The following is a 20,534-nucleotide window of genomic DNA, read 5'->3' on the forward strand; positions in this document are numbered from 1 at the left end:
TGGTTAACATCCCGTAACCGGCCCCGGTGCTGCATCGCGGCAAGATCGGGGTTGAATCATCGGCACGACTCTGGCCATGTTCGCGCAATAATCTTGCGAGGAGGATTCGATGCACACCCGCCCCACACGGTCCGCGCTCTATATTCCGGGGTCGAAGGACCGCGCCCTCGAAAAGGCACGCAGCCTGCCCGTCGACGTGATCCTGTTCGATCTGGAGGACGCGGTCGCCCCCGACGCCAAGATCGCCGCGCGCGACACACTTTTTGCCGCGCTTGCAGGGGGCTATGGCCCGCGCCAGCGGATTGTGCGGATCAACGCGCTTGATACAGAGTGGGGCCGCGCCGATGCCGCAGCCGTCGCCGCGATGGACTGCGACGCGATCCTGCTGCCCAAAGTGAACAGCACGGCCGATGTCGATGCGCTGGCAGCCCTTGTCCCCGATCTGCCGATCTGGGCGATGATGGAAACCCCGCAAGGCGTGCTGAACGCCGCGAGCATCGCTGCCCATCCGCGCATGGCGGGGTTCGTGATGGGCACCAATGATCTGGCCAAGGATATGGGGTCGCGCGGGCGGCCTGCCTTGATGATGGCGTTGCAGATGTGTCTGCTGGCGGCCAAGGCGGCGGGGATCGCCGCACTCGACGGTGTCTACAACGCCTTTCAGGACGAGGACGGGCTGCGCGCCGAATGTGCCGAGGGACGCGACATGGGCTTTGACGGCAAGACGCTGATCCATCCCGCGCAGGTTGCTATCGCCAATGCCGCCTTCGGTCCGACCGAGGAGGAGATCGCCTTGGCCCACCGCCAGATCGCGGCCTTTGCCGAGGCTGCCGCACAAGGGCAGGGCGTCGCTGTCGTCGATGGCAAGATCGTCGAGAACTTGCATATCGTCACCGCAAAGGCGACTTTGGCCAAAGCAGAGGCCATCGCCGCATTGGAGAGCGCATGATTGTACTGATTCTGGGCCTTGCCCTTTGGTCGGGCGTCCATTTCTGGAAACGTCTTGCCCCTGCCAGCCGCGCGGGGTTTGGCGACAAGGGCAAGGGGATCGTCGCTGTTGGAGCAATCCTCGGGATCGTGCTGATGGTGATCGGTTACCGGATGGCTGATGGTGCGGTCTATTGGGGGCGCAGCCCCGCGATGACGGGCATCAACAACCTGCTGATGATCTTCGCGGTCTATCTTTACGCTGCAAGCGGCGCAAAAACGCGGATCACGCGCACCATCCGCCACCCCCAGCTGACCGCCGTCAAGGTCTGGGCGTTGGCGCATCTGCTGGTGAACGGGGATGTGCCGTCTTTCGTGCTGTTCGGCGGCTTGCTGGCCTGGGCCGTGGTCGAGGTGATCCTGATCAACCGCGCCAACCGCGACTGGACGCCGCCCCCTGTGGCACCCGCGAAAAAGGAAATCACCGCCATCGTGGCGACGGTGGTCGTTTATGCGATCATCGCGGCGATCCATGCATGGCTTGGCTATAACCCGTTTGGATAATCCGATGAAAATCTACCGCTTGCTGACTGAAGACGACACGTCCGCGTTCTGCCACAAAGTCTCCGAGGCTTTGTCCAAGGGCTGGGAGCTTTATGGCAGCCCGACCTATGCGTTCGATCAGGCCAATGGCGTGATGCGCTGCGGACAGGCCGTCACAAAAGACATCGACACGCCCTATTCCCCCGATATGAAACTGGGCCAGCAATGACCAAGACCAACGCGGGCCGGTTTTTCGAGGATTACGCCGTCGGTGATGTGATCACACATGCCGTGCCGCGCACGGTTCTGATGGGGGAAAGGGCGCTGTACCACGCGCTTTACCCTGCGCGGCATGCGCTGCATTCCTCGGATATGTTCGCGCAGGCCTGCGGTCTGCCGTTCAGCCCGCTCGATGATCTGGTGACGTTCCACACCGTGTTCGGCAAGACCGTGCCCGATGTGTCGCTGAACGCAGTCGCCAATCTTGGCTATGCGGAAGGGCGCTGGATCAACCCGCTCTGGCCCGGAGATACGATCACGGCAACATCCGAAGTGATCGGGATCAAGGAAAACTCGAACGGGACCTCGGGGGTTGTCTGGGTCCGCACGACGGGCCGCAACCAGCACGGCGAGGTGCTGTTGACCTATGTGCGCTGGGTGATGGTGCGCAAACGCGGGGCGGGACCCGCGCCAGAGGCGGTTGTGCCGGCGCTTGCGCCTGTCGTCGCGCCGTCCGATCTGGTAATCCCGGCGGGCCTCGATTTCAGCCGCTATGATTTCGCTCTGGCCGGCGAGCCGCACCGCTTGGGCGATTACGCCGTGGGCGAGGTGATCGACCATGTCGATGGCGTTACCATCGAAGAGGCCGAACATATGCTCGCCACCCGCCTGTGGCAGAACACCGCCAAGGTGCATTTCGACGCGACCAACCGTGCCGATGGCAAAAGGCTGATCTATGGCGGGCATGTCATATCGCTGGCGCGTGCTTTGTCGTTCAACGGGCTGGCCAATGCGCAGATGATCGTGGCGCTGAACGGCGGTGCGCATGCGAACCCCTGTTTTGCGGGGGATACAGTGCGCGCATGGTCGGAAGTGCTGGAGATTGCGCAGACCTCTGCCCCCGGCGTGGGCGCGATCCGGCTGCGACTGGTTGCGACCAAAGGGGTGGCTGGCGTGCTGCGCGGTGCGGACGGCAAATATGACGCGCATGTGCTGCTGGACCTTGATTACTGGGCCCTGATGCCGGTTTGACATCGCTGGCGCGATGCCAAGCCTCCGGCAGGGATATTTGGGCTCGAACGATGATGAGGGTGTGATCACACGCGAAAAATTCGTGATCACAAATCAAAAAAAGTGCCGGATCGCGGCAAATGGCCCGCAAAAAGCCCTTGTGCTGCGCGTGACTCTGGCACTGGAATGGTGCAAGTAGGAAGCCAATGCGCCGTCGAGCCGGACAGCGCGCGCCACTGAAGGGAACGACCATGGCCGATGTGAACCGGGGCAATCGCCCGCTTTCACCGCATCTGACGATCTATCGCCCGCAATGGACCTCGATCACCTCGATCCTTGTGCGGATCACGGGCAATGCCCTGCTGGTCGCGGGTCTGCTGATCGTGTGGTGGTTCGTCGCAGCCGCAACCGGCCCCGAGGCCTTTGAAGTTGCCGATGGCGTGCTGACCAGCTGGTTCGGCAAGCTGGTGATGCTCGGGTCGATCTGGGCGCTGTGGTATCACAGCCTTGGCGGGTTGCGGCATCTGGTCTGGGACAGCGGCCGGATGCTGGACGTGGCCAGTTCGGAACGCGCAGGTCAAGCGATGGTCGCCCTGTCGGTGGTGCTGACGGTCATCACCGTGATTATATTGTAAGGATCAACCGCTATGGCATTTTTGACAGATCGCAAACGCGCGGTGGGCATGGGGTCGGCCAAGACCGGCACGCATCATCATTGGCAGATGATGGTGACGTCGGTCGCCCTTCTGGTGCTGATCCCGCTGTTCGTTTTTACCTTCGGCATGATCCTTGGCGCGCCTTATGAAGACGTGATCGCCTATTATCAGCGCCCGTTTCCGGCGGTGGTGGCCATCCTGACGATGCTGGTGGGGTTTTTCCACTTCCGTCTGGGTGTCCAGACCGTGATCGAGGATTATGTTCATGGTTTCGCACGCAAGGCGGCGATCATTTTCATGATCTGCCTGTCTTATGCCGCGGCGGGGTTTGCGGTTTTCGCGATCATCCGCATCGCATTGTAATTTTCGGAGCAATACCAGATGGCCGCTTATGACTATGAGACACATACCTATGACGCGATCGTCGTAGGGGCGGGGGGCGCGGGACTGCGCGCGACTTTGGGGCTGGCCGAACAGGGCCTGCGCACCGCCTGTATCACCAAGGTGTTCCCGACACGGTCCCACACTGTTGCAGCCCAAGGCGGGATCGCTGCGTCATTGTCGAATATGGGCCCCGATCATTGGCAATGGCACATGTTCGACACGGTCAAAGGGTCGGATTATCTGGGCGATACGGATGCGATGGAATACCTTGCCCGTGAAGCGCCCAAGGCGGTTTACGAGCTCGAACATTACGGCGTGCCGTTCTCGCGCACCGAAGAAGGCAAGATCTACCAGCGCCCCTTTGGCGGGCACACAACCGAGTTCGGCGAAGGCCCCGCCGTGCAGCGCACCTGTGCTGCCGCCGACCGGACCGGCCACGCGATCCTGCACACGCTTTACGGTCAGTCGCTGAAACAGAAGGCCGAGTTCTATATCGAGTATTTCGCGCTGGACCTGATCATGTCCGATGACGGCGTGTGTCAGGGCGTGATCGCATGGAAGCTCGACGATGGCACCATGCATGTGTTCAACGCCAAGATGGTGGTGCTGGCCACGGGCGGCTATGGCCGCGCCTATTTCAGCGCGACATCCGCCCATACCTGCACCGGTGACGGTGGCGGCATGGTCGCGCGGCAGGGGCTGCCTTTGCAGGATATGGAATTCGTGCAGTTCCATCCCACCGGCATTTACGGCGCGGGCTGCCTGATCACCGAAGGCGCGCGCGGCGAAGGCGGCTATCTGACCAATTCCGAAGGCGAGCGGTTCATGGAACGCTATGCGCCGAACTACAAAGATCTGGCGCCGCGCGATTACGTCAGCCGCTGCATGACGATGGAAATTCGCGAAGGGCGCGGTGTGGGTGCGAATGGCGACCATATCCACCTGAATCTGAACCATCTGCCGAAAGAGGCCTTGGCCGAACGGCTGCCCGGTATTTCGGAAAGCGCCAAGATTTTCGCGGGCGTCGATGTGACCAAGGAACCGATACCCGTGCTGCCGACCGTGCATTACAACATGGGCGGTATCCCCACCAATTATCATGGCGAGGTGCTGAACCCGACCGCCGACAACCCGACCGCGATCGTGCCCGGCCTGATGGCCGTGGGCGAGGCGGGCTGTGCATCGGTCCATGGCGCGAACCGGCTGGGGTCGAACAGCCTCATCGATCTTGTGGTCTTTGGCCGCGCTGCCGCGATCCGGGATGGTCATGTCGTGGACCGAAAGGCTGCCAACCCCACGCTGAACAAAGTGTCGGTGGATGCAAGCTTTGCCCGCTTTGACCGCCTGCGCCATGCCAAGGGCAATGTCGGCACCGCCGAGCTGCGGCTGGAGATGCAGCGCGCGATGCAGGAAGACGCGGCCGTGTTCCGCACCGACAAGACGCTGGCCGAAGGTGTCGCCAAGATGACCGCGATTGCGGGCAAGATGGACGATCTGAAGGTCACCGACCGGTCTCTTGTCTGGAACAGCGACCTGATGGAAACGCTGGAGCTGGACAACCTGATGCCCAACGCGCTGGCAACGATTGTCGGGGCAGAGGCGCGCAAGGAAAGCCGTGGCGCGCATGCGCATGAGGATTACCCCGACCGCGACGACGCGAAATGGCGGGTCCACACGCTGGCCCATGTCGATGGCGCGAAAACCACGCTGAGCTATCGCCCTGTCATCACCAAGCCGCTCACCTCCGAGGCCGAAGGCGGCATCGCAGAAGACCGGATCAAGCCGAAAGTGCGGACCTTCTGATGCGCTGGGCGGCGGTTCTTTTGCTGGGGTTGGCGGCCTGCGGTCCGGTATCCCCGGAACGCGCCGCCGACCGCTGCGAGGAACGCGCCCGCGCAGCACAGGGGCCGACGGTAGGGTTGACGCTTGGTGCGAACAGCAACAGCGGGCCATTCGCCAGCGGCAGCATCGGGATCACGTCGGACGCGATCCGCGGGCGTGATCCACTGCAGCTCTATGATGAATGCGTGTTCCGGCTGACAGGCGAAATGCCGATCAGGCCGGTGCGGCTGCGGTAACGGGCCTGTTCATCCGTCTTCAATCAGAAATCGAAGCGATGACTATCGTATCGTGCGAAAAGAACGTCACAATCGACGGCATCGGGCCGTAAGGGGCGTAAGAAGTCTATCGGTTCAAACCCGCTTTCACCCATTTCGGCGATGAACTGGCTAAAGCGGTACCCATTGGCAAATCTGCGTTTGACCGACACTTCTGCAATGACGAATTCACATTTCGTCAGCATCGCGCGCGCGCCCTTGATGACTTCGAGCTCAAAACCTTCGGTGTCGATCTTGAGACCGAACGGGCCTTCGTAATTCTGTGCGATACTGTCGAGTGTCCGGATTTCCACGTCTCTTTGTTCGAACTGCGTAAACATGGAGGCGTTGGCATCGGTGAATGTGGCCAGCGATGCCCGTGCCAAACTCGTCTTGCCGGGGCGCATCGGAATATTGATCTGCATGCGCCCAGCCGCCGCCCCGACCCCGCAAACGAAAAAGTCGAAGTCGATCTTTTCTTTCCAAGGAGAGACGCGGTCGCGCGATTCCAGGACCGGATCGATCAGGACAAACTTTGCATCGGGAAAGGCGTCATAGATCAGCGGCGTGCCGGCATCGACACCGACGTCAAAGACGGTGGCAACCTGAAAGCCAAACTCTCTGAGGGCTTGGGTCGATGGCTTTGCCGTCTCAACCGTAAAACCTTGACGTTCCAGTTGGCGCAGCAGTGGTCGCGGCCTTTGATGCAGATCCTTTGCCTTCGCCGGATCTGTCGCAGCAAATTCTATGCCAAGCGCCTTCAAGGCGCGAAAAAAGGCAAAGGGATCGGCACGGCTCATGGAAACTTTCTTTCTAACTTTGAAGCGATCGCATCGTCTGGGTGAAAGCTTCGCATATCCTTTCGCTGCGGGTCTGGACAGCAAACTGCAAGCAGATCTCGCGCCGTTCCTGCAATTCATCATCAGGCATGTCGATCAGCCGCTTCATCATCTGGACCAGTGGCTTGGGCCGTTGGCCGTCATAAAGCAGGTCGTGGTTGGCAGGCGGCGTGATGGCGCGCATTTCTTCGCGGTCGGGTCCGATCACCGGCAGGCCGAAGGTTTGCGCTAGCATGACGCTGCCCGAGGTGAAGAAATCACCGAAAGGCGCCAGAAAAACCTGCCCCGCGGCAAAGATGGCGGGCACATCGGCATCGGGGATGAACCCGTCCCTGACGCTGACCTGCGGCAGATCAATCATTGGCTGCATCCGCCGCATCGCGCGGCGCATGGTCTTGCCTGCAATCAGCAGGTCAAAATCCGGCCGGTGTTTTGCCAGCCGCGCGATGGCCTCTGGCAGCAGTGCGATCCCCTTGTTGCCGCGCATCGTGCCAAAGAACACAAAGCGGCGGGTGGGCGAGGGCGGCAAAGGCCGCGCCAATGTGACCTCGGCGGGTTCGTAAGCGCCCAGATAGCTGGGATGGCGGATGATCCTGATCTTTTCAGGGGCGACGCCCCAATCCTCGATCATGTGACGGGCAGCATGCAGGGCATGGACATGCACCAGATCAGCCAATGCGCAAAGCTGGCCACGCCCCCAGGCAAAAGTCTCTGCATCCCGCTCGAAATGGGCGCGTTTGTTGTGGATCGTCCAAAAGATCTTGCCGCCTGCGTGCTTGAACGCTGTCAGGTGGTTGACCAGTGTTTGCGCGTGGGTCTGGTTCGCATCCGGCTCGTCATCGCGCCCGAACATCCGGTCGTCCCAATGCAGATGAAGAACGGGATTGTTCTGCCCTGCGGCATATTGTGCAAGCTGGCCCAGATCCTTGGCACCCGCCAGCGGAACATAAGGGCCGGCAGGTCCGTACAACAGCTTGTGATACGGGTTTCCATGCGCATAGGGTATGTTCAAGATACTGATAAGGATGATGAAATCCCGCTACCGGTGGCCCATGCTATCGCCGCTGGTCTGGCGTTGTCCAGCCGTCGCTCCCTCTGGCGGCTTCAGCTGTGATCACAGATCGAATACAGTACTTTTGATCCTGCTGGAAAGGTTATATATCATGCGAGACACCAGCAATCGACGATGACGACGCGGATAAAGGTCTGAAAAATGGTACAACTGACACTTCCCAAGAATTCCCGGATGACGACAGGCAAGACCTGGCCAAAGCCCGCGGGCGCGACCAATCTGCGCAAGGTGCAGATCTATCGCTGGAACCCCGAGGATGGGAAGAACCCGCAGCTTGATACCTATTTCGTCGATATGGACACCTGCGGGCCGATGGTTCTGGATGCGCTCATCAAGATCAAGAACGAGATCGACCCGACCCTGACATTCCGCCGGTCCTGCCGCGAGGGGATTTGCGGGTCCTGCGCGATGAACATCGACGGGATCAACACGCTGGCCTGTATCTATGGCATGGACGAGATCAAGGGCGACATCAAGATCTACCCCCTGCCGCATATGCCCGTCATCAAGGACCTGATCCCCGATCTGACGCATTTTTATGCCCAGCACGCCAGCATCATGCCGTGGCTGGAAACCAAGTCGAACACGCCTGCCAAGGAATGGAAGCAGTCGGTCGATGACCGCAAGAAGCTGGACGGCCTTTACGAATGCGTCATGTGTGCCTGCTGTTCGACATCCTGCCCGTCCTATTGGTGGAACGGCGACCGGTATCTGGGGCCAGCCGCGCTGCTGCATGCCTATCGCTGGATCGTGGACAGCCGTGACGAGGCCACGGGCGAGCGGCTCGACGAACTGGAAGATCCGTTCAAGCTCTATCGCTGCCACACGATCATGAACTGCGCCAAGACCTGCCCCAAGGGGTTGAACCCGGCCAAAGCCATTGCCAGCATCAAGGGCATGATGGTGGAGCGGGTCGTTTAAGAACTTTTTGCCTCCGGCGGGGATATTTAGGCTCGAACGATGATGAATATCCCCGATGATGCCGATGCGCGGCGCGCCGTCAAACCGGTGATCTGCTATCCGACCGATACTTTGCCGCGTCCTGACATGGCGCTGTTGCAGCGGGCGGCGGCAGGCGCGCAGGCTGGCGCGCGCGTGCTAGTTCCGCCACGTGATGCTGCCGCGATCCGCGTGCCTGCGGGGGCTGTGTTGCGGATTTCCTCGGTGGATGGGCCGCAGGTTGGCGATCTGAACCTCTTTGCTGCAGATAATCTCGACGAGCGGTTCTATTCGGGCAAGACCCGCGCGCTGCACGGAACCCATGTGACGACGGGCGACAGGCTGTGGTCGTCGTTTCCCTATCTGCGCCCCATGGCGACCATCGTAGCCGATACGCTGGGCTGGTACGGGATCGACGGTTTTGGCGGCTCGGTGCATGACGTGATCGGCACGCGCTGCGATCCTTACACGGGGCGGCTTTTGTCGGGCGTCGATTACCACCATTGCTGCCATTCCAACCTGACCCGCGCCTTGGCCGATGCGACAGAGCTGTCTTTGGCGCAGGCAGAGCGGCACGTGCATGACGTGCTGAATGTGTTCATGTGCACGGGCTTTACCCGCGACACCGGTCAGTATTTCATGAAAGCCAGCCCCGTGCGGCCGGGCGACTATCTTGATCTTTTTGCCGAGATCGACTTGCTCGCGGTGCTGAGCGCCTGTCCGGGAGGTGATTGCAGTGCCGAACATTCGTCGGACACGGCGGCCTGTTATCCGCTGCTGATGGAGGTCCGCACACCGCAGGCAGCGGACCTTGCCGGATGGGTGCCGCCCGCGGTCAACGCCTATGACGGGTCGCACGGGCGCTAGGCAGGATGGTCTTGCCGCGCCCGAGCGCGGCAAGACCCCTACTGCCTATCGTGGCGTGACGTAAAAGCCGCCCGCAAAGAGTTGCGTGGGTGATTCTCCGTGGAATGCCCCGACAGCCTTGTCGCCGCCGATGACACCGCGAAGATCGCCCGAGATACCCGAGTAGGTCACGTCACCTGACATTGTGTTGCCGACGAATGTCCCGTTCACCGCCAAGTTGCCCGATGTTCCACTGATCGTCCGCTCGGCGAAATTGACGCCGAGGCTGATGCTCCCGCTGACCGGGGTCTCTGTGCCCCGCAACAGTCCATTGTCCAGAGTGAACCCGCCCACACTCACCAGTCGGTATTGCCCAGCGTAAACGGTATTCCCGGTTGTCGGAATGGCCGTGACGGTGGTGCCGGGGATGATCCCGGCCACCGCGACGATGTCCTGATTGGACGCTACGCCTGCCTTGTACGCGAAGCCCTGGCCTGCGATGATGTAGTTCCGGTTCGTGCCGGAAGGGGAGCTGAACGTGCCGGCTGAGGATGGTGTCGCAAAGCGCGACACAGTCCTGTTGTCGATGATCTGGTCCGTGCAGCCTGATGCAAGTGCTATGGCAGCGATAGCAATTTTTACGCGCATGAGTTTAGTTCGTCCTTTTTTTGATATTAGCGCGTGTGTTTGAACAGGCAATTGTGTCGCGATCTGGACCATTTACCAGAAATGGCGATAAGGACGGTTTTTTCGAAGCTACGTCGCCTTCAGGCAAAAGCTGCCTGGAGCGCAATCTCCACCATGTCGCCGAAGCTGCGTTCGCGGTCCTCGGCGGGCAGGGCCTCGTGCGTGATGAGGTGGTCGCTGACGGTCAGCACAGCCAGCGCGCGGCGTTTGTAGCGCGCGGCGAGGATGTAGAGTTCGGCGGCCTCCATTTCGACGCCGAGGATGCCGTGGCGCATCATCTGTTCGTTCAGGTCGGGGCGTTCGTCGTAGAACACATCCGACGAATAAATCCCGCCGACATGGGTCGTTGTGCCTTTGGCACGGGCCGCCTGATGGGCTGCCGTCAAAAGGCCGAAATCGGCGCAGGGGGCAAAGTTCAGTTCCTTGAAGACGCCGCGCGAGGGGGTGGACAGCGTGGTCGCGGTCATGGCGAGAATCACGTCACGGATGCCGACATGGTCCTGCATACCACCGCAGGACCCGATACGAATCAGGGTTTGGGCGTCATAGTCGCGGATCAGTTCGTTGGCGTAGATCGACAGCGATGGCATCCCCATGCCTGACCCCTGGATCGTGACCGGATGGCCGCGCCATGTGCCGGTAAAGCCCAGCATGCCCCGCACCTGATTGATACAGCGCGCATCGTCGAGAAAGGTTTCAGCCGCCCATTTCGCGCGGTAGGGGTCGCCCGGCATCAGCACGGTCGGGGCGATATCGTCTTTTGCGGCACCAATATGAACTGTCATCAGCATCTCCTGTTATTGCGGGGACGCTAGCCTGCCGTGCCGGAAAGCGGGAGAGGGCAAAACCCTTTCCCGCGATTTTCTTCAGATTTCCATCGCTTCGGGCGATGTGCCATTGGCCAGCGCCTGCTTGAACCACGCAGGCTGGCGGCCTTTGCCGGTCCAGGTCTGGCTGGAATCGGAAGGATTGTGGTATTTCGCCGGTGCCGAGGATTTCGGGCCGGTCTTGCCCTTGCGAGCGGCACCGCCTGTGATTTCGGCCAAGGAAAAACCATGTTCGGCAGCGGCTTTTTCAGCGGCGGCCAAAGCGGCTTTTTTGTCTTTTTCTGCCACGTCAACCAAAGCTTTTTCGACTTGCCGCTTGAGCGTTTCCAGCTCGGTGCGTGTCATGGTGGAAAGGTCTTTATTCATCGATGCAATCCATTTTGGGTTTGTAACGCATCACATACAGATAATGGATTCCCGTGGAAATGAAAACGGATTGTGCATGTCCAAAAAGATATGGCCCTATTCCGCCGCTGTCGCCCGTGGATCGGCCAAAGTGATGATATCCGCCATGATCTTGTTCAGCTCGAAATCTTTTGGCGTATAGACTTTTGCGACACCCATGGCGCGCAATGCAATTGCGTCTTCGTCAGGAATAATGCCGCCAGCGACCACGGGAATGTCATCCAATCCCGCCGCGCGCAGTTTCGCCATCACATCACGCACAAGCGGGACATGCGATCCCGACAGGATCGACAGGCCGATCACATGGGCGCCGTTGTCGCGGGCCGAGGCGATGATTTCGTCAGGCGTCAGGCGGATGCCTTCATAGGCGATGTCCATGCCGCAATCGCGGGCGCGCGCGGCGATCTGTTCGGCCCCGTTGGAATGTCCGTCCAGCCCCGGTTTACCCATCATGAATTTCAACCGCCGTCCCAGTGCGGTGCTGACCTGATTGACCTGTTCGCGCAGATCATCCAGACCTTCGGTCCGGTTCGACGGATTGGCGCTGACCCCTGTGGGCGCGCGGTATTGGCCGAACACGGCGCGGATCACGTCGGCCCATTCGCCGGTCGTCACACCCGCGCGCGCGCAGGCGATCGAAGGGATCATAATGTTGGTGTCGCTCTTGGCCGCATCGCGCAACCCGGCCAGCGCGTCGCGCACCTGCCCGGGGTCGCGGGCGGCCTTCCATGCGGCAAGACGGGCAAGCTGGTCGGCCTCGGCCTCTGGATCGGCGATCATGATGGCGTCATCGCCCGCCGTCAGGGGCGAGGGTTCGCCCGCCTGCCATTTGTTCACGCCGACGACGGTCGTCGCGCCGCTTTCGATTCCCGCGATCCGCGCGGCATTGCTTTCGACCAGACGCGATTTCATATAGCCGATGGCATTCACCGCCCCGCCCATTCCGTCGATCTGTGCCAATTCGGCGCGCGCGCCTTCTTTCAATTCAGCGACCTTGCGGTCGATGGCCGGATTGCCGTCGAACAGATCGTCGAATTCCAGAAGGTCGGTTTCATAAGCCAGAATTTGTTGCATCCGCAAAGACCATTGCTGGTCCCAAGGGCGCGGCAGACCCAAGGCTTCGTTCCAAGCGGGCAATTGCACGGCGCGGGCGCGGGCGTTTTTCGACAAGGTCACGGCCAGCGTTTCCAGCAGAATGCGATAGACGTTGTTTTCCGGCTGCTGTTCGGTCAACCCAAGAGAGTTGACCTGTACGCCATATCGGAAGCGGCGGTATTTGGCATCCTCGACCCCGTAACGCGTGGCGCAGATTTCGTCCCACAATTCGACAAAGGCGCGCATCTTGCACAATTCGGTCACGAAACGGATGCCCGCATTCACGAAAAACGAAATGCGCCCGACCATTTCGGGGAAATGTTCGGCAGGCACCTTGCCGCGCAGATCGTCCAGCACGGCCGTGGCGGTGGCCAGCGCAAAGGCCAGTTCTTCTTCGGGCGTCGCACCCGCCTCTTGCAGGTGATAGGAACACACGTTCATCGGGTTCCATTTGGGCAGGTGTTCGCGGGTATAGGCGGCCACATCGGTAATCATGCGCAAGGATGGTTCCGGCGGGCAGATATAGGTCCCGCGCGAGAGGTATTCCTTGATGATGTCGTTCTGCACGGTGCCTTGCAGCGCGCTGACATCTGCGCCCTGTTCCTCGGCCACAGCGATATAAAGCGCCAGCAGCCACGGGGCGGTCGCGTTGATCGTCATCGAGGTGTTCATCTGATCCAGCGGGATATCCGCAAACAGCATCCGCATGTCGCCCAGATGCGCCACTGGCACGCCGACCTTGCCGACCTCGCCTTTGGCCAGAATATGGTCGCTGTCGTATCCTGTCTGCGTCGGCAGGTCGAAGGCCACCGACAGGCCGGTCTGCCCTTTCGCCAGATTGCCGCGATAGAGCGCGTTCGACGCCGCGGCGGTCGAATGGCCCGCATAGGTGCGGAACAGCCAAGGGCGGTCTTTTTGCATCTGCGACATCGGGCGTCTCTCCTGAATCATGTTGCGTAATTTAATTACGCGCTGGGCTATTTATCGGACATTTTGTGGCGCTGTCAATTCGCTGCGTTGCGGCATGACGGGATTTACCTTGGCACGGAACCCTGTCACTTTCGCCTGATGACGCAAACGATTTCCATGCCGGTCTGGGCTTTTGTCCTGATCATTCTGTTCGCGGGCGTCACGTTTGCGTCGCATTTCCTGTTTCCGTCTGTCCGCTGGTTTTTTCGCAAACGCGCCGAACGCGTGATTGCGCGGGTCAACAAGAAACTGCAACGCCCGATCGAGCCGTTCAAGCTCGCGCATCGTTATGACATGATCCAGCGCCTGATCTACGATCCAGAGGTCACGCAGGCCGTCGTGGACCATGCCCATGCCAACAACGTCCCCGAAAACGTGGCTTTCGAGAAGGCGCGCAGCTATGCCCGCGAGATCGTGCCGTCGTTTTCCGCGACCGCCTATTTCAGCATCGGGATCAGGCTGGCGCGGTGGCTGTCGAAATCGCTCTATCGCATCCAGCTTGGGCGTCTGGACCGCAAGCGCATGGCCGAGATCGACCCCGATGCGGCCGTGGTTTTCGTCATCAACCACCGCAGCAACATGGACTATGTGCTGGTGACCTATCTGGCCGCCAATGCAGGGGCGCTGTCTTATGCCGTGGGCGAATGGGCGCGGGTCTGGCCGTTGTCGCCGATCATCCGGTCGATGGGGGCCTATTTCATCCGGCGCAATTCGCGCGGCGCGCTCTATCGCAAGGTGCTTGCGCGCTATGTGCAGATGGCCACGCGCGCGGGCGTGACGCAGGCGGTGTTCCCCGAAGGTGGCCTGACGCTGGATGGCAGGCTGGCTGCGCCGCGCACAGGGCTGCTGAACTATATCGTCGAGGATTTCGACCCCGCACGGCGCGAGGTGATCTTTATTCCTGTTGCGCTGAACTATGACCGCGTTCTGGAGGATACAATCCTGATCTCGGCACATAAGGCGGGAAGACGGCGGTTCCGGCCGCCTTTGCTGAACGTGCTGCGGCGCGTGGTGCGGCATTTCTGGCAGCGGATCACGGGCCGGTTTCGCGGTTTCGGAACAGCTTCGGTCAGCTTCGGTGAACCGTTGGAGCTGTCCTCCTTTGTCGCGACCACAAAAGGTGACGTGACGCAGGCGCTGGCGGAAACGCTGATGCAGCGGATTGCCGAAGTGACACCGGTGCCCGGTGTGCCCCTTGTGGCGCGCCATTTGCTGGCTGCGGGGCCGATCACGGCGGACCAGTTGGTGCAGGATGTCACCGCATCGCTGGCGCTGTTGCAGGCGCGGCAGATACCCCGCCCGCGCCGCGCCCCCGAAGATATCGTCGCAGATGCATTGACCCGTCTAGAGGCACGCCGCCTGATTGCCCGCAACGGCAAGACCGTGCGCGTGACCGACCTTGGCGGACCGATCCTGACCTATTACGCCAATTCGATCGCGCATCATTTCGAAAGCGCTTTGGAGCCGGTGCCTGTTTCTGCGTCGCAGCAGACATAAAATTACAAAAAAGCTTCTTGTGGTGTTGCAATCTTGCGTAGCGCTTCGTATCAATCCGGTAAGCCCGCGTGATTCTGCACTGCGGCACACCGGATAGATCGCGATGGAGATGGAAATGGCCCTTGATCTGACCTCTGGCGAAGCGGCTTATGCGGCCGAACGCAAAGACCTTTATGCCATGGGCGAAATGCCCCCCTTGGGTCATCTGCCCGCGCAGATGCATGCCTGGGTGCTGCGGCGCGAACGGCATGGCGAACCTGAAACCGCGTTGCAGCTGGAAATCGTCGATTGCCCCAAGCCTGACAGCCACGAAGTCGTCATTCTGGTGATGGCGGCGGGGGTCAATTACAACGGCGTCTGGGCCTGTCTGGGCCAGCCTGTGTCGACCTTTGACGGCCACAAAGCCCCTTATGCGATCCTCGGGTCGGATGCTGCGGGCATCGTCTGGGCCGTGGGTGACAAGGTCAAGCGCTGGAAAGTCGGCGATGAGGTCGTGGTGCATTGCAATCAGGACGACGGCGACGACGAGGATTGCAACGGCGGCGACCCGATGTATTCGGCCAGCCAGCGGATCTGGGGCTATGAAACCGCCGACGGGTCATTCGCACAATTCACCCGCGTGCAATCACAGCAGCTGATGGCCCGTCCACAGCATCTGACATGGGAAGAAAGCGCCTGTTACACGCTGACGCTGGCTACCGCCTACCGGATGCTTTTCGGCCATGAACCGCATGACCTGAAACCCGGGCAGAACGTGTTGGTCTGGGGGGCGTCAGGCGGTCTGGGGTCTTATGCGATCCAGCTCATCAATACGGCGGGCGCGAATGCGATCGGTGTGATCAGCGACGAAAGCAAGCGCGAGTTTGTGATGTCGCTGGGTGCCAAAGGTGTCATCAATCGCAACGATTTTTCCTGCTGGGGGCAATTGCCCAAGGTCAACACCGCCGAATACGACGTCTGGCTGAAAGAGGCGCGTCGTTTCGGCAAGGCGATCTGGGACATCACCGGCAAAGGCAAGAACGTCGATATGGTGTTCGAACATCCGGGCGAGGCCACGTTCCCTGTCTCGTCGCTGGTCTGCAAGAAAGGCGGCATGGTCGTGATCTGCGCAGGCACCACGGGGTTCAACTGTACCTTTGACGTGCGGTACATGTGGATGCACCAGAAGCGGTTGCAGGGCAGCCATTTCGCCCATCTCAAGCAGGCGAGTGCGGCAAATAACCTGATGGTAGAACGCAGACTTGACCCCTGCATGTCGGAATGTTTCAGTTGGGCTGAAATTCCGCTGGCCCATGGCAAGATGCGCCGCAACGAACACAAGCCCGGCAATATGGCCGTGCTGGTACAGGCACCGGCGATGGGTCTGCGGACCTTTGCCGACACGATCGAAGCGTCACGGGAGGGGCGCTGAGATCACCCCCGCGCGCCATCGCCACCGGGTGGTGGCGCGCAAAGGGCAGGATGCGCTCCGCGCGGGGATATTTATGCTCGGAAGATGCGGAAGGCGGTGGTGACGGGGGGCGGGCGCGGCTAATGTCGCCGCCATGAACGCCCCCGTGATCACCTTTTCTGAAGACCAGGCCGAAGCCTGGGACAATGTCGCCATCGCCCTGCGTCAAGCGGGCGTCGATCTTGATGACCACCTGCTGCAACCGCCGCAAAGCGACAAATCCTCGGTTCTGGCCGTCATCGGCAAGGCGGGGTCGGGCAAGACCATGCTGCTGGCCCAGCTTTACAAGGCTTTGGCCGAGGCGGGCGTCGACGTGATTTCCGGCGATTGGGAAGGGCGCAAGCGCAAGGACCGCCGCACGCTCGCCATTCTTGCCCCCACCAACAAGGCGGCGAGCGTCTTGCGCAACCGCGGCGTGCCTGCGACCACGATCCACCGGATTCTTTACACCCCCGTCTATGACCCCGAATATGAAAAGATCGCCGAATGGCTGGCAGGGCAGGGCGAGAGGCCCGACATCGAAAGCCTGACCGATGTGGCGTTGGACCGCGCCTGGGCGTCCTATCAGGTCAATACCTCGGTGCCTGCGGCCCTTGCGGCGGCGGGTCTGCGGGGCAGCGATTTCATCACCGGCTGGAAACGGCGCGAAGAACCGCTGGATATCGGCTTTGTCGACGAAAGTTCCATGCTGGATGCCAAGCAGTTCGAGGACCTGAAAGAGATTTTCCCGACCCTGCTCTTGTTCGGTGATCCCGCGCAATTGCCGCCCGTGCAATCCAGCGGCGGCATGGTGTTCGAAACCCTGCCCAAATCCCGCGTGCTGACGCTGAGCCGGATTCACCGGCAGGATGCCGACAACCCGATCCTTGATCTGGCCCATGCCTTGGCCGATCCGATGCTGGATTTCTACGCCTTCGAGCGGATGGTGGCCGAGGCCGCCGCGCGGGACGAGCGTGTCGTCATGGCGCAACGGGTCGAGGCTGATCTGATGGCGCGCTCGCCCTGTCTGGTCTGGCGCAATGCGACGCGGATCAAGCTGATCCATGCATTCCGCGCCGCGTTCAACGCGCCACCCGATGCCTTGCTGCCGGGGGAACCCCTGATCTGCGACGGGATCGAATTGCCGTTAAAGCACCGTAAGAAACGGCTGGACCTTGAAGCGCGCGGGCTGATCAAAGGCGCGCAGGTCATCTATCTGGGACCCGGCCGCAAACCCGGCTTTTCGCGTCTTCATGTGATGGGCGCGGAAGACCCGCGCATTTCGGCGGCCAGCATCGTCAAGATCGAACTGGAAGGCGATGCAGAGCCGTTCATCCCCTTCGCCGCGCGGATGGGGGCAACGTTCCTGCACGGTGCTGCGGTCACGATCCACAAGGCGCAGGGGTCGCAATGGGACACGGTGCAGGTCTTTGCCCCCGATATCGAGGTAGCCAGCCGCATGGGCCGGATGGAGGCGGGCCAGCCCTTGTGGAAACGCCTTGCCTATGTCGCGATCACGCGGGCGGAAACGCAGTTGCGCTGGGTCGTGCGCAACCGGCTGGCGCGTCCCGACCTAGCGCTGGGGGTGGATGATCTGGACGTGCCGGTCTCGACACTGGAGTTGAAAGCGGAGGATTCATGAAAACCATCATCATCACCGGTGCGAGTGCGGGGATCGGGCGCGCCACGGCGCTGCATTTTCTGGATCAGGGCTGGCGGGTTGGCCTGATTGCCCGCAGGCCCGAGGTGCTGGCCGAAATGGCGCATCCCAATGCCGTGCCTTTGCCCTGTGATGTGACGGATGAGGGGGCTGTTGCTGCGGCCTTTACCGCGTTCGGTCATCTGGATGTCTTGTTCAACAACGCGGGCATGTTCGGCCCCCAGACCACGATTGACGAAATTGCGTTGGATGACTGGCGCGCGGTGCTGGATGTGAACCTGACGGGCATGTTCCTGTGCGCGCGCGCAGCCTTCCGCCAGATGCGCCACCAGACGCCGCAAGGCGGACGGATCATCAACAACGGGTCGATCTCCGCCCATACCCCGCGTGAAGGGTCGGTCTGCTATACCACCACCAAGCACGGCGTGTCAGGTCTGACCAAGACCCTGACCCTGGACGGGCGTGCGTTCGACATCGCCTGCGGGCAGATCGACATCGGCAATGCGCGCACCGAACTGGTGCAGGGGCTGGAGGTCAAGCGCGCCGCCGAAGGCTTGCCGCCTTTGCCGACAATGGCTGTGGAAGACGTGGCGCGCGCGGTGTTCCACATGGCATCACTGCCGCCCGAGGCCAATGTGCAGACCATGATGGTGATGGCCTCCAAGATGCCGCATATCGGGCGGGGTTAACGGCGCAGCAAGGTAAAGACGGCAGAGGCAAGCCAGCCCGCACCGATCGCGATCGCCAGCGACAGCAGGCCATAGATGAATGCCTGCTCATGCGCGAGATTGTATAGCCAGCGTTCCAGCCCGACCTTGTTGACCGGAATTGTGGTCGTGCAACTGTCGATCACGCTGCCATTGCGGGTCAGGTAGATGCGCACGTCATAATTGCCTTCGGTCAGGTTGGCGGGCATCGAAATCGCGCTGCGGAACAGCGTGTCCTGATCCAGCGTCACGGCACCTTCGCGCATCTGGTAGAGGTCCTGATCGGTCTTGACGCGGATCAGCGCCTCGGTGAAGGCAACGCTGTCCTCGACCACGGCCCCCGCCGACCGGATCGCGCGGGGAATCGTGATGCGGTGGCGCAGGTCCTCGACCTCGCGCAGGATTTCATTGATCGGGGCGCTGGTGGCGACCGCATAAAAGGACGGCGCGGAGTTGACGAAAACCGCGTCGGTGTTCACCCAGATGCCCATCTGTCGCGCCTTGCGCCGGACGGTGACGGGTTCGCTTGGGCCTGCGATGGTGACGATGACACCAAGGGTGCTGTCCTGTGGCGGAGGTGCCGTACGGCTGACCGCGCCGAAGACGATGATCTCTGACCCCTCGAACGTGACGGTAATGGCGACTTCGTCGCGGCTGAGGCCCAGTACGATTTCCTCGGCTTTGGCAGGCAGGGCAAGCAGCATCAAAATGGCAAACAGACGGATCATGAATGCCCCTCCACGCTGAGCGAATACAGCTCGGACGGCATCAGCAGAAGATCGAGAGCGATCTTGCCGCAGACGGCCAGCACCATGATCGCCAAGAGGATGCGCAGTTGTTCCGCCTTCATCTTGAGACCGATCCGCGTGCCAACCTGTGCGCCGATCACGCCACCGATCAGCAGCAAAAGCGCCAATAACACGTCAACTGTCTGGTTGGTCGTCGCATGCAGCATCGTGGTGAAACCCGCGACGAAGATGATCTGCAACAGCGACGTGCCGATCACGACCTTGGTCGGCATCCCGAGGATATAGATCATCGCAGGCACCATGATAAAGCCGCCGCCCACACCCATAACGGCGGCGAGGATCCCCACCAGCATCCCCACCATGACCGGCGGAATGACCGAGATATACAGCCCCGACACCCTGAATTTCATCTTGAAGGGCAGGTTGTGGACCCAGTTATGCTTGCGCCGCTGCGGCACGGCACTTGGCCCGCGGGACCGTCTGATCGCGCGCAGGCTTTCGACGAACATCAGTGTTCCGATAGCCCCCAGAAAGACGACATAGCACAGCTGCACCAGCAGATCGACCTGACCCAGCGATTTGAGGTAGTTGAAGATCACGATCCCGATCGCGGACCCGATCACCCCGCCGACCAGCAGCACCCCGCCCATGACCGGATCGACGGTCTTGCGCTTGAAATGCGCCAGCACGCCCGAAATGGACGACGCGACGATCTGGTTGGTGCTGGTGGCCACGGCGACCGCGGGCGGGATACCGATGAAAAACAGCAAAGGCGTGATCAGAAAGCCGCCGCCGACGCCGAACATGCCCGACAGCACGCCCACGATGCCGCCCAACCCGAGTAACAGGAAGGCATTCACCGAAACCTCGGCGATGGGAAGGTAGATGTACATGGGCTGTTCCGAGGGCTTGTGCCGCTGGCCGCACCAAAGACGACTCAAGGCCGCGTGTCAAACGCTCACATCGGTAAAAGGCGG

General features: G+C 61.1%; 22 protein-coding genes. 14 read left to right on the plus strand and 8 right to left on the minus strand.

The genetic code is table 11. The annotated features are described in order from the left end of the window. The first annotated feature begins 109 nt into the window (after nucleotides 1-109). The 8 genes from VCK47_RS14065 to VCK47_RS14100 all read left to right on the plus strand — a co-directional run bounded on the left by VCK47_RS14065 (nucleotide 110) and on the right by VCK47_RS14100 (nucleotide 5,818). Complete coding sequence (locus VCK47_RS14065) at nucleotides 110-949, plus strand: CoA ester lyase (protein WP_322890250.1); 840 nt, start codon at nucleotides 110-112, stop codon at nucleotides 947-949. After that, complete coding sequence (locus tag VCK47_RS14070) at nucleotides 946-1,491, plus strand: NnrU family protein (protein WP_322890249.1); 546 nt, start codon at nucleotides 946-948, stop codon at nucleotides 1,489-1,491. The genes VCK47_RS14065 and VCK47_RS14070 overlap by 4 nt, the downstream gene beginning before the upstream one ends. A 4-nt stretch (nucleotides 1,492-1,495) precedes the next feature. Then, nucleotides 1,496-1,699 carry a DUF1737 domain-containing protein gene (locus tag VCK47_RS14075; RefSeq protein ID WP_019954630.1) on the plus strand — a complete coding sequence of 68 codons (204 nt, stop codon included), beginning with the start codon at nucleotides 1,496-1,498 and terminating at the stop codon, nucleotides 1,697-1,699. Then, complete coding sequence (locus VCK47_RS14080) at nucleotides 1,696-2,721, plus strand: MaoC family dehydratase (protein ID WP_322890248.1); 1,026 nt, start codon at nucleotides 1,696-1,698, stop codon at nucleotides 2,719-2,721. Before VCK47_RS14075 ends, VCK47_RS14080 begins: the two co-directional genes overlap by 4 nt. A 230-nt stretch (nucleotides 2,722-2,951) precedes the next feature. After that, entirely contained in the window at nucleotides 2,952-3,335 is a 384-nt protein-coding gene (gene sdhC / locus VCK47_RS14085; RefSeq protein ID WP_322890247.1) for a succinate dehydrogenase, cytochrome b556 subunit, read from the plus strand. A gap of 12 nt (nucleotides 3,336-3,347) precedes the next feature. Next, on the plus strand, nucleotides 3,348-3,719 hold the full coding sequence (gene sdhD / locus VCK47_RS14090; protein WP_322890246.1) for a succinate dehydrogenase, hydrophobic membrane anchor protein: 372 nt from the start codon (nucleotides 3,348-3,350) through the stop codon (nucleotides 3,717-3,719). Between the two features lie 18 nt (nucleotides 3,720-3,737). After that, nucleotides 3,738-5,543, plus strand: a complete 1,806-nt coding sequence (gene sdhA / locus VCK47_RS14095) for a succinate dehydrogenase flavoprotein subunit (RefSeq protein ID WP_322892293.1) — start codon at nucleotides 3,738-3,740, stop codon at nucleotides 5,541-5,543. Beyond that, complete coding sequence (locus tag VCK47_RS14100) at nucleotides 5,543-5,818, plus strand: hypothetical protein (protein ID WP_322890244.1); 276 nt, start codon at nucleotides 5,543-5,545, stop codon at nucleotides 5,816-5,818. Before sdhA ends, VCK47_RS14100 begins: the two co-directional genes overlap by 1 nt. Before the next feature lie 23 nt (nucleotides 5,819-5,841). Here VCK47_RS14100 and VCK47_RS14105 read toward each other — a convergent pair whose 3' ends face one another. Next, nucleotides 5,842-6,636 (minus strand): FkbM family methyltransferase, encoded by a 795-nt coding sequence (locus tag VCK47_RS14105; protein ID WP_322890243.1) that lies wholly within the window; start codon nucleotides 6,634-6,636, stop codon nucleotides 5,842-5,844. A 13-nt stretch (nucleotides 6,637-6,649) separates the two neighbouring features. Beyond that, nucleotides 6,650-7,645, minus strand: coding sequence for a glycosyltransferase family 4 protein (locus VCK47_RS14110; protein ID WP_322890242.1), 996 nt, complete (start codon nucleotides 7,643-7,645; stop codon nucleotides 6,650-6,652). Nucleotides 7,646-7,888: 243 nt separating this feature from the next. On the opposite strand from VCK47_RS14110, the gene VCK47_RS14115 reads away from it, so the two are divergent. Further along, nucleotides 7,889-8,668 (plus strand): succinate dehydrogenase iron-sulfur subunit, encoded by a 780-nt coding sequence (locus VCK47_RS14115; RefSeq protein ID WP_322890241.1) that lies wholly within the window; start codon nucleotides 7,889-7,891, stop codon nucleotides 8,666-8,668. Between the two features lie 39 nt (nucleotides 8,669-8,707). After that, a complete protein-coding gene (locus VCK47_RS14120) occupies nucleotides 8,708-9,553 on the plus strand; it encodes an urea carboxylase-associated family protein (protein WP_322890240.1) in 846 nt (281 codons plus the stop codon). Nucleotides 9,554-9,598: 45 nt separating this feature from the next. On the opposite strand, the gene VCK47_RS14125 is transcribed toward VCK47_RS14120, so the two are convergent. The 4 genes from VCK47_RS14125 to VCK47_RS14140 form a co-directional block, all read right to left on the minus strand. Then, nucleotides 9,599-10,180 carry a hypothetical protein gene (locus VCK47_RS14125; protein ID WP_322890239.1) on the minus strand — a complete coding sequence of 194 codons (582 nt, stop codon included), beginning with the start codon at nucleotides 10,178-10,180 and terminating at the stop codon, nucleotides 9,599-9,601. Between the two features lie 119 nt (nucleotides 10,181-10,299). After that, nucleotides 10,300-11,004, minus strand: coding sequence for a purine-nucleoside phosphorylase (gene deoD, locus VCK47_RS14130; RefSeq protein ID WP_322890238.1), 705 nt, complete (start codon nucleotides 11,002-11,004; stop codon nucleotides 10,300-10,302). A gap of 81 nt (nucleotides 11,005-11,085) precedes the next feature. Next, on the minus strand, nucleotides 11,086-11,412 hold the full coding sequence (locus VCK47_RS14135) for an H-NS histone family protein (protein ID WP_322890237.1): 327 nt from the start codon (nucleotides 11,410-11,412) through the stop codon (nucleotides 11,086-11,088). 96 nt (nucleotides 11,413-11,508) lie between these two features. Next, nucleotides 11,509-13,476, minus strand: a complete 1,968-nt coding sequence (locus VCK47_RS14140; protein WP_322890236.1) for a protein meaA — start codon at nucleotides 13,474-13,476, stop codon at nucleotides 11,509-11,511. A gap of 138 nt (nucleotides 13,477-13,614) precedes the next feature. Here VCK47_RS14140 and VCK47_RS14145 point away from each other — a divergent pair, with 138 nt between their 5' ends. From VCK47_RS14145 to VCK47_RS14160, 4 genes are all read left to right on the plus strand, one after another. Then, complete coding sequence (locus VCK47_RS14145) at nucleotides 13,615-15,012, plus strand: 1-acyl-sn-glycerol-3-phosphate acyltransferase (protein ID WP_322890235.1); 1,398 nt, start codon at nucleotides 13,615-13,617, stop codon at nucleotides 15,010-15,012. A gap of 115 nt (nucleotides 15,013-15,127) precedes the next feature. Then, a complete protein-coding gene (ccrA, locus tag VCK47_RS14150) occupies nucleotides 15,128-16,423 on the plus strand; it encodes a crotonyl-CoA carboxylase/reductase (protein WP_322890234.1) in 1,296 nt (431 codons plus the stop codon). Between the two features lie 133 nt (nucleotides 16,424-16,556). Continuing rightward, nucleotides 16,557-18,083 carry an ATP-dependent DNA helicase gene (locus VCK47_RS14155; protein WP_322890233.1) on the plus strand — a complete coding sequence of 509 codons (1,527 nt, stop codon included), beginning with the start codon at nucleotides 16,557-16,559 and terminating at the stop codon, nucleotides 18,081-18,083. Then, on the plus strand, nucleotides 18,080-18,790 hold the full coding sequence (locus tag VCK47_RS14160; RefSeq protein ID WP_322890232.1) for an SDR family oxidoreductase: 711 nt from the start codon (nucleotides 18,080-18,082) through the stop codon (nucleotides 18,788-18,790). The genes VCK47_RS14155 and VCK47_RS14160 overlap by 4 nt, the downstream gene beginning before the upstream one ends. Here the strand turns inward: VCK47_RS14160 and VCK47_RS14165 are convergent. Beyond that, a complete protein-coding gene (locus tag VCK47_RS14165; protein WP_322890231.1) occupies nucleotides 18,787-19,536 on the minus strand; it encodes a TIGR02186 family protein in 750 nt (249 codons plus the stop codon). The genes VCK47_RS14160 and VCK47_RS14165 overlap by 4 nt on opposite strands. Continuing rightward, nucleotides 19,533-20,450, minus strand: a complete 918-nt coding sequence (locus VCK47_RS14170; protein ID WP_322890230.1) for a sulfite exporter TauE/SafE family protein — start codon at nucleotides 20,448-20,450, stop codon at nucleotides 19,533-19,535. The genes VCK47_RS14165 and VCK47_RS14170 overlap by 4 nt, the downstream gene beginning before the upstream one ends. Nucleotides 20,451-20,534 lie beyond the last annotated feature (84 nt).

The sequence above is a fragment of the Yoonia sp. 72 genome (assembly GCF_034652275.1).
Classification (GTDB): Bacteria; Pseudomonadota; Alphaproteobacteria; order Rhodobacterales; family Rhodobacteraceae; genus Yoonia.